At 44.8% G+C, this 14,771-nt stretch carries 9 protein-coding genes; all 9 read right to left on the reverse strand.

Translation table 11 applies throughout. The features are described from left to right. Nucleotides 1-28 precede the first annotated feature (28 nt). Nucleotides 29-1,342 carry a hypothetical protein gene (locus BLS23_RS05540; RefSeq protein ID WP_089651551.1) on the reverse strand — a complete coding sequence of 438 codons (1,314 nt, stop codon included), beginning with the start codon at nt 1,340-1,342 and terminating at the stop codon, nt 29-31. A gap of 80 nt (nt 1,343-1,422) precedes the next feature. Continuing rightward, nucleotides 1,423-5,538: a bacterial Ig-like domain-containing protein gene (locus BLS23_RS05545; RefSeq protein WP_089651552.1), complete on the reverse strand. Its 4,116-nt coding sequence runs from the start codon at nt 5,536-5,538 to the stop codon at nt 1,423-1,425. Nucleotides 5,539-5,566: 28 nt separating this feature from the next. Next, complete coding sequence (locus BLS23_RS05550; RefSeq protein WP_089651553.1) at nt 5,567-6,427, reverse strand: sugar phosphate isomerase/epimerase family protein; 861 nt, start codon at nt 6,425-6,427, stop codon at nt 5,567-5,569. Nucleotides 6,428-6,439: 12 nt separating this feature from the next. After that, entirely contained in the window at nt 6,440-7,420 is a 981-nt protein-coding gene (locus BLS23_RS05555) for a sugar kinase (RefSeq protein ID WP_089651554.1), read from the reverse strand. Next, complete coding sequence (locus tag BLS23_RS05560; protein WP_089651555.1) at nt 7,413-8,060, reverse strand: bifunctional 4-hydroxy-2-oxoglutarate aldolase/2-dehydro-3-deoxy-phosphogluconate aldolase; 648 nt, start codon at nt 8,058-8,060, stop codon at nt 7,413-7,415. Before BLS23_RS05560 ends, BLS23_RS05555 begins: the two co-directional genes overlap by 8 nt. A 16-nt stretch (nt 8,061-8,076) precedes the next feature. Continuing rightward, nucleotides 8,077-9,567: a UxaA family hydrolase gene (locus BLS23_RS05565; protein WP_089651663.1), complete on the reverse strand. Its 1,491-nt coding sequence runs from the start codon at nt 9,565-9,567 to the stop codon at nt 8,077-8,079. An 18-nt stretch (nt 9,568-9,585) separates the two neighbouring features. Further along, nucleotides 9,586-11,010: a glucuronate isomerase gene (uxaC, locus tag BLS23_RS05570; RefSeq protein WP_089651556.1), complete on the reverse strand. Its 1,425-nt coding sequence runs from the start codon at nt 11,008-11,010 to the stop codon at nt 9,586-9,588. 17 nt (nt 11,011-11,027) lie between these two features. Further along, nucleotides 11,028-12,539, reverse strand: a complete 1,512-nt coding sequence (locus BLS23_RS05575; RefSeq protein ID WP_089651557.1) for a tagaturonate reductase — start codon at nt 12,537-12,539, stop codon at nt 11,028-11,030. A gap of 235 nt (nt 12,540-12,774) precedes the next feature. Next, nucleotides 12,775-14,769, reverse strand: coding sequence for a penicillin-binding transpeptidase domain-containing protein (locus BLS23_RS05580; protein ID WP_089651558.1), 1,995 nt, complete (start codon nt 14,767-14,769; stop codon nt 12,775-12,777). Between the last annotated feature and the right edge of the window lie 2 nt (nt 14,770-14,771).

Below are 14,771 nucleotides of genomic sequence, written 5' to 3' on the forward strand. Positions count from 1 at the left end.
AGAAAAATATAAATGTAAAATACTTACATCAGCTTGTTTTCCGTACCTGCTTTTCGCTTTTTCCCATCATCCGTAGAACAATAGTAGAAACGATAACAAGAGCGACCAATTCGCCTAACGACGCTGCTATGGAACCATTGACTCCGTTCAAGGAAGGGAAGAAGGTTACGAGTAAAGAGACGGTCACGATGACTGTAACGAGATTAAGAATTTGCGCAATGGCCATCCGTTTTGTTTTTCTATAAAGCATCAAATACCCGTTAAGGAAATCCACCCAGGGAAAAACCAATGTTTTAATAATAAAAAACTTCAGCACGACTATTGTCGTCAAAGCCAACTCTTCATTTGCGCCCATGACTTCCCCCATAAACCACATGCCTGCAGGTGTATAACACAAAAGGACCAGCGCAAGTGTAGGGAGAAGGCTGATAAAAATGATGAACCGGATGACTTTCTGCCTATTCACTTCATAAAGTTGAAGAACAAGCTGATGGGTGTACATAAAGAAGCTCAAAAGCATTTGTGTAATACTGAAAGCCAGAGCAAATGACGCAATACCCATTTCAATGTTGTTCGTTTTCGCTAAAAAAACATAAATGACAGGTACTAAAATCGTTTGAATCACAAAATAAAAGACGAGCGGTACGTAAAACTTTGCAATCTCTCCATTGCGCAAATCCGTTCCTTTCTTACGATAAGAAAATTTCAGGATTCCATGCCCCTTCCAAACACTGATGATACATTCGATGAACATTCCGACAAGAAATAAAATCGCCCCGCTCAAACTCGTAATATAGTCAAAGTAGACAAATGAATAGGCGACGAGAAACATGATAATTAAGCGGATGACAACCATTATAGTGAGCCATTTCGTCTCCAAATGGTTGATGATCACTCCCTGATAGAGGCCGCGGATCCCTGAAAAAATGATCACAAATAAAATGATTGCAAACGTATCAGAGATGGTATCGACCATGTTGGCATCAGCATTGAATAGGTTCATATAAACCCAATCCCCGAAGGATGTAAAAGCCATCGTCAAACTGAAGCCGATGATCAAGACCATTGGAACGATCATGAACAAAGAGAGAACCTTAAACGATTGGACATCCTTCACCAGGGCAGAGCACGTCTGTCTAAAGACGATGATGGGACGTTCGATGATTCCGAACAAGGCGAATGCAACAGCATAACAAGCGATAATGAAGGCTGCATTTTCACCTCGGCTGAGGGTCCCATTGATAATCACGTGGGTAATAGACGTCAAACTTGCGGAAAAGCCTAAAGGGATAAAAAAATTACTGAGCTGTCTATAGGACAAATGCCCTTCTGATGCCTTCAATGTCATACCTTCTTTCTTTTTATTACAAAAAAATCTTTATTCATAGAAAAAGAAGAAGAGGGCTCCCCCTCTTCTTTCTCTTATTTCACAAGGATTTTACTTTTTGCAGAGAATGACAGTCCAGATGTTAATTTTCCGCTCAACACGACTTCCTGCTCGCCTTTCTCAAGAATGGAAGCAAGCTCATTCCTTGAGAAATCGACGCGGTATTCCTTTTCTCCGTCCTTATCAAAATCTGCTATCACCTTTTTCTTCTGCTTGTCCAATGGCTGCAATACACCGTTTACTTGGATCGAGTCCAGGTCGATGTTTTCTAAAGCAGCCCCTTCCTGGATGCTGATATAGACCGTCGCTTTCGGTCCCTTCTCATTTTTTGGAACTTTGCCTTTATGTTTTTTAATGACTGGAGGCGTCCATTCTGCAGTGGCCGTCAACTCGAACTTCAGGAATTCTCCCCTGACCAACGTCCCATCTTCATTTCTTTCAAAAGGAAGAGGAGGCGTCAAACTCTTGAAGTTGCTCTCATCAAGCACCACACCTGATTTATTTTTACTGACTTCACCATCAAAGAAGAAATTGTTATCCGCTTCATTTTCTTCAGGGTATTGATCCGCTGAAGCCTCCCCTTGGTGATAAGAAATCAGTCCATCAACGATGAAGTCTTCTTCGATGTTCGCATATGTGGTTAAGGATACATTCCGTCCGCTGTTGCTGAATGATGTTGAGTTCTCTACAATCACACCAGGATTACTGTTGCTTGTGATTCCATCCGCACCATTATCGAAAGCAAGACTCCCTTTTAATACATGAGGAACGTGGATCCCTTCTCCACCAAGCTTAAATCCATTTTTGTCTCCGTCACCGACCGTGCCGTCAGTGAGCATTCCATTTTCATAAGCAATGCTATCTTCGATAAGCACAGCACCAATTGCGCCTGTGCCCGCTTTCGTGTAAAGATCCCATCCATCATCGATGTTGTGGTGAGCGACACACCCTCTGAATATGTTGTCTTCTCCAGACGTAAGTTTCGCTGCAAAACCATCAGCATTGTTATCTGAAGGGTCACGGTTATCGAACGATTCACTGTTTAATATCAAGTTATCGGAAGGCCATTCCTCTTTAGCTGCCTCACTGTCTGTTCGGCTGATTTGAAGGCCTGTATCGCCATTTTCATAAAAGCGGCTGGCTTCGACAACGTTATGACTGCCGCCTACGACAAAGCCTTTCGTATTCCCAGCTGATCTAGCTACATCAATTCCTTTCACATGCCAATAGTTGCCACTAAGCACAACACCTTCCGATTTTTTATCAAAATCGAGGACCGGTCGGGCTCCATCAGATGCTAGTAAATATTTCATTTGAGACTCTGTACCATCATTGTATTTGGAAATTTCGAGCTTGGAATCTCTGACGTAATTTCCGTCTGCCAGGATAATCTTCTGCCCGGGTTGTACATATTCTACTGCCGTATCGAGATCAAGCGGTTTTTCTACAGTTCCATCTCCATCACTCTTTCCGTCCGGAGAGACATGAATGTTTCCTCCATCCCTGAACGTCCGGTTCATAACTGTAAAGTTCTGCACCTGGCGTTCATAATCAGTCAGGAATTGTGTGTCGTCTGGTAAAAACGTCAGGCTGAAGTTCGTAGCCGCATTCGTTTCTAACTCCGTTTCAATAGATAACCTTTCTCCAGCTGTGATGGATTCATTCTTAGAAATGACTTCATTCCCTTGTTTTACACTTACTTCTCCATCCACATTGGACTCGAGAAGCAACTCATACATTTCTTCAGAAGTTTTGTCTCTTGATTCCACAGTAAACTCAGGCTCGACAGGTTCTTCCGGTGCTTCCACCTTTGGAGGATCTGTTTCCGCTGCTGTCACCGAATAATCGATGTTGCTTACTTCGATATCTGCTAAACGTGCGGTATAGAACCCAACATAAACCTTGGAATCTTGGACATTCAATAGCTCAGGCTCAAAGAAAATAGCTTCTTCCCCATCATTCAGCTCTCCTGTATAGCCACTGTTCGTTTTAGAAAGTGTCAGGCGGTATTCCTGTGCAGGATGTGTATTGTCCGGACCAGGCTTTTCATTTTCGAGCATCACCTTTTGTACACCTTGACTGCCGGCACCATCCGGGGAATCCACCCCTGTACGAATGAAAAGTTGAGTGCCGTTGTCTTCACGTGTTCCGCCACTAAAACCTCCAATAGCAGCGATGTTTGAGGCAAAAACACTAGAATTATCATTTTCCCCAATCGCGTCACGTGCCATGATGCCAAACGACTCCTGCCCATCATGATTCGGTGTTTTCGCATACTCATTCACTTTGATATCTGCTGAAAGGGTGAAATTATCTTCTGCTGCATCAATTTCCGTATAGTAAAAGGTAATCCCGTCATGGTCACCGGTGATCTTCCCAGCCCCCGGTTCTGCGACGATTCGTACTGTATCACCCATTTTTTCTATATAGTTTGTATCCTCACCCGTGGACTGGCCGAATTGAATCTCCTTCCAATCCACCTCTTCTTCATTTCTGACCGTTACAGGGAAGTCTATTGGATCGATACTGTTATCACTCGGAATAATTTGTATCGTATATACGCCGGATTGCTCAGCATTGTATGCAGAATCATCCACTTCATACATAGTTGGATCAAGGATCTCTTGATCGCCGTTGTCATACACTTTGGATATGGACAACCCTGAAGCATCAAACGGTTGTCCAGTCTCATAGGTTGTCTTCGGATATTCTGTCACCTCAACGCCCTGAAGCTCCTTTTCTTTGACATTCACAGGGAAAGAAGTTTCTGATCCCTTATAACTCAGCTCGACTTTTTTATCACCCGCTTCACTCGTATCAAGGTCAGATACTTCCATGTGTTCTTTCATGACTCGAACGGTTTCGCCATCTGTATAGGTGGCTTCTACAGACAAACCATCCAAGTCCAACACTTCTCCTATGAAATACTGCGTTTTAGATGGAGGCTGTACAACGTTCAACGCTGTGACGTCTTCATCTTTCACCTCAATCTCAAATTCGCTGGTCACGTCATCATTTTGATTTGACTGAATGGTCACGGTCTGAGTCCCGCTTTTGGTAAGCTGTGTACCATCCTCAATTTCCACTCCATCTATAAGAAGGGTGTACTGCTCTTCATTTAATGTCTCCTCTAAATATCCATCATCGTACACCCCTGTTACTTCCAACCCTTCCGGATCGAAAAAATCATCAACGTAATATTCCGTTTGAGCAGGGTAGTACAGGATAGACATGTCGGTCAATTGAAGTTCCCTGATTTGTAGGGGAATCGCCTTTTGGATTCCATTGTAACTGACGATCAAATCGACTTGTCCAGCCTCAGTGCTGTCAAAACCGGTTACAATATAATCCTCCTCATCAAGGGCGATTGCATCTCCGTCCTCTTGGATTCCCTTTACCTCCAGCCCCTCCAGCTGCAAATGTTCTCCGATTAAGTATTCTTTCTTCATAGCATCTGCGTTCACTTCAAGCTCTTTCACTTCTGCCGCCTTTTCTATGTCCGTATCCTGGAATGTAATTGTCCCGTTTCTTGCTACAAACACCCCGAGATACAATTCTTCTTCAAATAAACCATCTATGGAAAATGTCTCCGATTGACCATTGGATGTCACTTTGAATGTATCCCCTGACTTTTGGATCGACAGTTCATACGCTTCTCCCGGGCCTGGGGCGACATTCTCTGAAAATACATCCAGTTTTTCCAAGCCACCCTTGCTGTAGAAACCTCTCATCGCATCATCCAATGCACCTACAGCAACATAATTAGAAGCTTGTTTCCCACTATTTCCATCCTCACCGACACCATCTCTCAACATTAACCCGAAGGCCCGTTGGCTGTCAGGACTGTATGCATCTGCATGTGCCGTTGTAGTCAGTTTGAAATTCGAATCTGCGGATAGTTTTGTAGAATAATAGGAAAGGCCTACTTCGCTGCTGGCAATCTTCCCACCTGCAGCCTCAATCGTAACTGAACCATCCTCATTGAATTGAGGATCAGGGTTTTTATCCTCCCCTGTGTTCGAACCGAAAGCACGAAAACTCCACCCTTCCTCACCTGCTCCGACATCTGCAAAAACATGTGGTGGAAAAGCGGAGAATAAAAGGACCAGAATCGTCATGACTACCCAACTTTTTCTATAAAAGTGCTGCATGTCATTCCTCCTTATTTTTCGATGAAACTCAATGGGACAAAACAGAACGGACGGATGCTTTTACTCGTGCTTCTTCTCTTACCTTCTCAATGTAGCTCTTCGCTTCTGTCATTTGATGCTCCTTAGCTTTTTCCATAATGATCTTCACTTGTGGTTTGTATTGCTCCAGCAAAGTCATATACAGTTCGTAATTCAAATCCCCTTTTCCAGGCACAACGGTTTCGATTTCTCCATCCTTGTTGATAATCCTGTCCTTGGCGTGGGCGGCAATAATCCGGGAACCCAACAAATCAAAAGCTTCTTGGATGACTTCGTCTTGATGAGCGAAATTGTCTTTGTGCACAAGGTTTCCTGGATCTAAAACGACACCGATATGAGAGGATGGAACTTCATCAAGCATTCTCTTCAACGATGCTGCCGTTCCGATCAAGTGGTCGTTTGCCGGTTCGATTCCAATGTAGACACCCCATTTCTCCGCCTCTTCCACAAGCTCTTCAAGCGATGTTTTCAAAATAAGCCATTCATCACCTGTCAGTTTCTGCGTATTCATCTTGCCGACTTCAGCTGCCACCATCGGAGCACCGAAAAACCGCGCGTGGCGAATGAGTTCTTTGAACCGTTCGATATTTTCCCTTCGAACGTTCACATCTTCATGGAAAAAATGAAGGTAGCAGGCAAGCACGGAAATGGATACATTATGCTTGCTGAATACTTCCCTTACATCCTCCGCTAAACCGGGACTGAGCACACCGGGTTTACTGAAATCATAGTTATTGAACGCTTTCCATAACGCAAGCTGCACATGGGAAAATCCTTTGCCTCCCACTTTTGCGGCCAGTTCCTGATACGACATTTTGCCGAATAAATGAGCCAACACCCCGACACTCATCAAAATAACCTCCTATCGTGTGACCACTTTTTCATTGTTCATATACTGACGGACTTCATCCTTTGTCGGTGCCCCTTCCCAATCGCCAGCGAATTGCGTCGCCAGTGCACCAGTAATATTGGCTTGTTCAAGCGCTTGAGGAAGGGTCCTCACAATGGTTTCTTTATCGAAAAGGGATGCCTCCCCCAGCAAAGCGTCAAGCAATCCTGCAGCAAAAGCATCTCCTGCCCCGACAGTATCCACCACCTGTTTCACGGTGTGGCCAGGAGCTTCGAAGACATGTCCATCTGTAAATCCAATCGAACCCTCTTCCCCTAACTTCATCGCTACTATGGATGGTCCCATGTTTAAAAATGCTTCTCCGTAAGCGACGGCCGGCTTTTCTCCAAGTAAAAATTCAGCTTCCTCTATGCCGGGTAAAAACACATCACAATGGGGAATCAAATCAAGGAGGACCCTTCTCGCCGTCTCCTCATCCCAGAGCTTCTTTCTTAAATTAGGATCGAATGAAACGGTGAGTCCTTGTTTCCGCGCTTGTTTCATCGCTTCTTTAGTGAATGCAGCGGTCTCTTCCCCCAGCGCAGGTGTGATTCCTGTCACATGCAGGTGTCGGGTATCTTCAAACCATTCCGAGCGGATGTCGTCAGGAGAAAAGCGGCTTGCTGCGGAATGCTTACGATAGTAATAAACACTCGGATCTCCTGGGATTTTTGCTTCTTTGAAATATAGAGCGGTCGGATATTCAGAGTCTTTGACCGCATGCGTAACATCCACGCCTTCCCCGGCCAGCGTGGCGAGAATCAATTCACCGAAAGGGTCATTTCCGACACGACTGATCCATCTCACTTTTTTCCCAAGTCTCGTGAGGCCGAACGCCAAGTTGGATTCGGCTCCCCCTACTGATTTACTCAGGAGAGGCGCGTATTTAATTCCTCCACCCGTATAAGGCTGAAAAAGAACCATGCTTTCCCCGATAGTGACGATATCAGCCATGAACGACACCCCCTTCGATTTTTGATACGTATTCCTTCGCTCTCTTTGTGATCTCTTCATATTTCCCTTCAGAAACCCAATGGTTGTCAACAAGATTTCCGCCAAGACCGACCGCTTTAACGCCGTATTGAAGAACTTCCTCGATATTCTCAAGGTTCACTCCGCCTGTCGCGACCATCGAAATATGGCCGAGCGGTCCACGGACATCTTTGATATATTTCACACCGAGGGCACCGGCAGGAAATACTTTGACAGCCGGTGCTCCGAGATTTGTAGCTCTGACCATTTCCGTCGGAGTCATCGTCCCAGGTAAAACGGTTACATTTTTTGATAAACAATAGGTCACGATTTCTTCATCAAAATGAGGCGAGACGATGTATTCGGCCCCAGCCTCAAGAGCAGCTTCCGCATCCGCTACGCTGAGTACTGTGCCTGCTCCGATTTTCAGTTTTTCATCATAAACCCTTCTCAGGCTTCTGATCATTCCCAAAGCCCCCTCTGTATCAAGGGTGACTTCAAGGAAATGAATGCCGCCATCGTACAAAGCTTCGGCTACTTTTTCACCTGTACCAGCAGGGATCCCCCGTAGAATCGCTATGATTTTATCTTCTTCTAACTGTTCCATGATGCTTCGACTCATCTCTGTTCCTCCTCATTTAAAGAGTTACTCCTGATTTGAACATCGCGATTTCCCTGAAATCATTTTTTTCGTTGTTTACGAGTTCACCGCTGGCAACCTTGATGATATAGTCGCGGAAGTCTTCCAGAACTTGGTCTGGAGATGCCCCTTCCAGTAAGCTTCCTGCATTGAAATCGATCCAGTGTTTTTTCTTTTCATATAATGGGGTGTTCGTTGAAATCTTCATTGTAGGTACGAAAGATCCGAAAGGCGTTCCTCTTCCTGTCGTAAACAAGACGACCTGACAACCGGCAGCAGCGAGTGCTGTCGATGCTACGAGGTCATTACCTGGGGAAGACAACAGATTAAGCCCTTTTGTTTTTAATGGCTCCCCATATTTCAACACGTCCATGACAACTGAAGTTCCAGCTTTTTGGGTGCAGCCGAGTGATTTATCTTCAAGTGTCGTTATGCCCCCGTCTTTGTTTCCCGGGGATGGATTTTCATAGATTGGTTGATCATGCGTAATGAAGTATTGTTTGAAATCATTGATCAAATCTACCGTTTTATGAAAGACTTCTTCATTGACTGCTCGTTCCATGAGTAGTTTTTCTGCCCCAAACATCTCAGGCACTTCCGTAAGGACCGTCGTCCCGCCTTGAGCAGCAATGTAATCCGATATCCTGCCAAGGAGGGGGTTTGCGGTAATTCCTGAGAACCCATCAGACCCCCCACACTTCAAGCCGATTTTCAGTTCAGAAAGAGGAACTTCTTCTCTCACATCATCCTTAGCTGCCTGATAGATTTTGTGCAGGTAATTGACTCCTTCTTCAATTTCATCGGAAACATCCTGAGAAGTCAGAAACTTGATTCTGTCCTCATCGTAATCCCCGAGCGACTCTCTGAATTCATCGACATTATTATTCTCACAACCCAGCCCTAAAACGAGCACTCCTCCGGAATTAGGGTGTTTGACCGCATTCCCGAGAATCGTCCTTGTATTAACGTGATCATCTCCGAGTTGGGAGCATCCATAGTTATGCTTAAGGACTTGAATATTGTCAAAAGGCGCGATATCTCCTACTTCAGATTGAAAGATTTTAATGATCTGTTCAGCAATCCCATTTACACATCCGACCGTCGGTACAATCCATAATTCATTACGTATCCCTACACGCCCATCTGCCCGCTTGAATCCTTTGAAAGTCAGGTTTTCTTTTGGATAAGGATTTTCTGCAAACTTCGGTTCGTATTGGTATTCCTGGACGCCGTCGAGGTTGGTTTTCGTGTTTTCCGTATGAATCCAGTCTCCTTCTTTCACTGCGGTTTTTAAATGGCCGATCGGAAATCCATACTTGATTACATCGGTTCCTTCACTCATGGAAACCAAGGCGATCTTGTGTCCTCTCGGGATGTCAGAACTCAAGGTGATTTTCTTCCCATCCACCTCCACTTCTGTTCCAGCGGTTAGATCTTTTAGTGCGACCGCAACGTTGTCCTGTTCATTGATCTTTAAGATCCTTTCCAATGTTGATCCTTTCATCTCTTACACCTCCAGGCTTTGCGTGGGAGTCTTGATGCCAATATAATTCGCTGCATTCCGGTAGGATATATCCTTGATGATTGGCTCAAGTAATTCATCATCATTCGGGACTTCACCGTTTTCCACCCATGTGGCCAGCAAGTCACAAAGAATACGGCGGAAATATTCATGACGTGTGTAGGAAAGGAAGCTTCTGGAATCTGTCAGCATTCCAATAAACTGACTGAGCACCCCCATATCTGCAAGCGTTTTCATTTGTGAGAGCATTCCTTCTTTTGTATCGTTGAACCACCAGGCCGTGCCGAATTGCATTTTCCCTGGTACTCCGCCTTCCTGGAAACTGCCGGCAATCGTAGCGAGGACAGGGTTATCTTTCGGGTTCAAAGAATACAAAACGGTCTTCGGTAAGGCGGACTGTTTATCCAAAGAGTCCAACAGCTGGCAGAGTGGCTTGGCAATCTGTCCATCATTCATGCTGTCAAAACCTGTGTCCGGACCTAAGCGTTCGAACATTCTCGAATTATTGTTCCGCTGCGCACTGATATGGTATTGCATCACCCATCCATGTTCACTATAAAGTTTGCCTAAATAAGTCAGCGTAAAGGATTTATATTTCGCTTCCTCTGTATGACTGACTTTTTCACCGTTTTTCGCTTTTATAAAAATTTCTGCGGCCTCTCCCAACTTCGCATCTTCATACACGACTTCGTCAAGGGCATGATCAGAAACCCTCCCGCCAACCTCATGAAAGTATCGGACTCTTCCATCAAGAGCAGCAAGGAAATCCTCATACGTATCAATCGAAAACTGGGAAGCCTCTTCTAATTGGCTCAGCCATTCCTGAAAGCCATCACGGTTCAATTCCAATCCTTTATCTGGTCGAAAACTTGGAAGTACCACCGTTTCAAAATCCGATTCCTTCAGCTGCTTGTGATATCGCAAATCATCAACCGGATCGTCCGTCGTACAAATGACTTCGACATTGGAAGCTTTAATTAAATCCTGTACGCCAAAATCCTTCTGATTCAACTGTTCATTGACCCTTTCCCAAATTTCAGGTGCGGATTCTTCATTCAATGCGTTATACACATTAAAGTACCTTTGTAACTCTAAATGCGTCCACGTATAGACTGGGTTCCCGATCGATTTCGGTACCGTTTTAGCCCAGGCCAGAAACTTATCGTATGGATCTGCATCTCCTGTAATCAGCTCTTCATCGATTCCATTTGCCCGCATTAAGCGCCATTTGTAATGATCCCCGTCGAGCCAAATATCTGTAATCGTCTTATAAGATTTGTTTTCAAAAATCTCTTTTGGGCTGAGGTGGCAGTGGTAATCAATGATTGGCATATCTTTGGCATAATTGTTATACAGACGTTCGGCTGTTTCACTGTTCAATAGAAATGTCTCATCCACAAAGTTTTTCAATATCATCCCATCCTTTTTTAGTTTTGTGTTTTCGCAGCTGTTCCTTCAAACAAGCTTTCCGTTGTCGTTTTAGCTCCATGTTGGTTTATATCATCAAAATAGTTAAAAATCATATCCGTATGGAGAGCCAAATTTCTCCCCCATAACCTTTCGTCCCTCAATAAAGAGCGAACCTCTTCCTTGCCTTGCTGATCCTTGCTCCAAAAATCAATGAATGCTTCCAGAACAACCTGATCGTCCCGGACCTTGTACTCTTCACCATTGTGAACCCCCATGAAATGGCCCTCATGGATCGTATGAGGTTTGTAATAATGAAGAAGGGACGCAAGCGATAAAGCAATGGATTCCGGCAGTTTCTCGTCTTCCGAGATTAATGGAAACACCCGGCTTTTCAGTTTTTGTACGGCATTTTGACCTAAGGCAGAAAGTTTGTGTTTCACAAAAGGATTTTGAAAGCGCTCGATGACAGAGTCTGCGAATTGACTTTTCTCTGTATCATCAAAAGATAGACGTGGCAGTAGGTCTTTATAAAGAACTTGACGCACATAAGTGGAAACAACGTCATCCGCCATCACTTCTTTCACAGTTCGAAGTCCGACCATAAACCCTACAGAAAAAAGTAACGTATGAGGCGCATTCAACAGGCCGACCTTCAAATCACGATAGGGCTTTACCTCTGCCCATTTCACTTGAAGTCCTGCCTTTTGAAACGGAAGCTTATGCTCTAAAGGTAATTCTGACTCGATGACAAAAAGGTGAAACGGCTCTCCTACCGCCATCAGCACATCCTCATAACCAAGCTTCTTTTGCCACTCTTCTGCGCTTTCTCCTGGGTACCCAGGGACAATGCGGTCCACCAGCGTGTCGCAGAAGACATTGTGATCATCCACCCATTTCAAAAAGGATGCGGGTAAACTCCATTCCTTAGCTACCCGAACAACGATGGCTTTCAGAAGTTTTCCGTTCTCTTCCACCAGCTCACATGGGATGATTGTAAACCCTGATTGAGGGTCCCCTTTTGTATGAATGAAACGGCGGTACATGAGAGCTGCCAACTTCCCTGGAAAGGAAAGGGGAGATTCATTCTCCGGAAACGCCTCCTGCATGTACGCAAGCCCAGCCTCCGTAGTATTGGAAAAAATAAATTCAATAGAATCCTGTTCCGCAAGCGCAAGAAGAGATCCCCAATCGTCATAGGGATTGATACTCCGGGCAATGGTTGAGTTCACTTCTACGTGTTGGACTTCTTCCCCGTCTTCCATCCCCTGAAGAATCGTCGTGTACAGGTGATCCTGCTTTTCAAGCTTTGGTACAACTCTCCCATGAGGTGTGGGCTGGATGGCAACCGTCCTTCCGTTAAATAATTGCTTTCGGTTCATCCGCTCAAGCATCCAATTCAAGTAAGCACGAAGAAAATTCCCCTCGCCGAACTGAATAGCGCGAATAGGCAGTTCTTTATCAATCATTGATTTGTTAGAAACATCTATCGTCGGTAAATGGGCTGCTGTCTCTCGATTCAACCGTTCCATGAGTCAGACCACACTCCTTATATCACAAAAATAACAACGTTGTTATTTTTGTGTAAAAAAATATTCCATATAGGGGGAATAAGGGAGTCATAACAACGTTGTTACTTACTAGTTTATGGATGCTCCTTAACTTTGTCAATGGTTAACCTGGATTATATTCAGAAAATTACGTCTGTTTTTGGTCTATAAAGATAATCGGGTGAAAGCATGATCATGCTTTCACCCGGCATCTGTTTTATTTTAAGATTTGAAAAACATTTTTCACTTTCGGCACAACATAGTGACTTCCACCTTCAGCATCTTCGATCATCATCGAAACCATAAGGTCCTGACTTTCTGTATCCCACGCAATGAACCATCCATTCTCCTGTCCATCCTCTTCCTGGGATTGTTTCAATTCCGCTGTTCCAGTTTTACCAGCGAGACTCAAGCCTTCCACGACAGGCTCATGAGCGGTCCCTGCTGGATCCTCGACAACAGCTTTCAAATCCTCTCGTATGACCGAAACCGTATCTTCACTCATCACGTTCTCATGCCATACTTGACCCTCACCTTCAGAAGAAACCAACCTCGGTTTCATTACGTCCCCACCGGTCACAAAAGGCGTGTAAGTGAGGGCTAAGTGAAGACTGCTCATTTGAATTTCTCCCTGGCCAAAACCAGTGTCACCAAGTAACGCGTCCCGTTCGAATGTTTCTCCATTCAACAACTGGGAATTTTCGATTGGGAAAGTCAAAGGAAGATCTTCCCCAAAACCGAACTCGCGGGCTTCTTGAAGGAAGGTTTCCCCTCCGATTTCGAGGATTTTGCGGGCAAAATAAATATTGTCTGAACGCACGAGCGCGTCTCTTAAATTCACTTGTTCATTTTCAGCCGCTCCTGGAACTCTTGTTACTGTGTATCCGTTATGCTCATAGGTCGTTCCCGTAATGGATAGTTCTTCTTCTGGTGTAATGACCCCTTGTTCAAGACCGATGGCAGCTGTAATTGGCTTGAAGGTCGATCCGGGTGAATAGGTGCGGTTGAATTTGTTCAAGGTCGACTTTTCGTCGCGACCGAGGACAACCGCATTTGGATCATAAGCAGGGGCGCTAACAAGAGCAAGGACATCCCCTGTCATGGGGTTTACAGCTGAAGCGGCCCCTGATTCACCTGACAATTGTTCATGAAGGGATTTCTGCACTTCCGATGATATCGTCAGGTTGAAATCTTTTCCGTCCGTTGCCGCTGTTTCAGCTAAGGTTTCTTTCGTTTCTCCCGCGTCCGTCTGGATAACGACCTTTCCACCTTCCTCACCTCTCAATTGATCTTCGAGAACACTCTCAAGTCCTGTCTTTCCAAGTTGATCTGCCGCTGTATATCCTTCATCTTTCAACTCTTCAAGTTCCTCCGCTTGAATCGGTCCGACATATCCGATCAAATGAGCAGCTGCTTCTCCTAAAGGATAGCTCCTTGCTTCTTGATTGGGCTGGAACTTCACTCCCTTGGGCAGCTCTTCATCCTTAAGAGCCTCAATTGTCTCTTGATCATTTTCAGCTACAGCTCCCACAGGTACAAACGTATCCGTAGTGACCCAGGATTGGTTCAACTGCTGATCGATTTCCTCTACGGTCGTTTCCAAAATTTCAGCGACCTCTTTTTTCAGCGTTTCTGTTTCCTCTTCCGTGTGCTCTTCCATCCACCCCGGTACGAGACCAACATTAAGGACGCCTCCATTGACAGCCAGCGGGCTTCCATTTGCATCAAAAATTTCACCACGTTCGGGATCCAATGTCCATGCTCTCACCTTATCTCCTTCTTCCATTTCAGGAAAAATCATCGAAGAATTCCACTGCACAGCCCATCGGTCACTCTCCTCCCCTTCTTCATAGACGAGCGTTGCCGCGTTCGAAAACTCAATCGGTCCTCCCAACGAATCCAGCCCACCTTCAAATTCAAAGGAAGGTGTATCTTCTGTTTCATACTCTTGCTCTTCTTCTGGAAGTTCGTATGTAAATGATAAGTTCGCCATGTCAATTCCCTCATAAATCGTTGTATATCGATCAACAAATTCCTCTTTGCTTATAAGTTGCTTTGAGTTCTCACTGAGAATCTCATACATTTGTCCATACTCACCGCTTTCCCAATGATCCATATAGGATTGAAAAGCATCTTCCGGCTTCGGTTGATCCGAGCAGGCCACTAGTAAAATCAAACCGATCCCAACAAACATGAGTCGCCACCACTTCATAT

This window comes from Halobacillus aidingensis (assembly GCF_900104185.1).
GTDB classification, from domain to species: Bacteria; Bacillota; Bacilli; order Bacillales; family Halobacillaceae; genus Halobacillus; species Halobacillus aidingensis.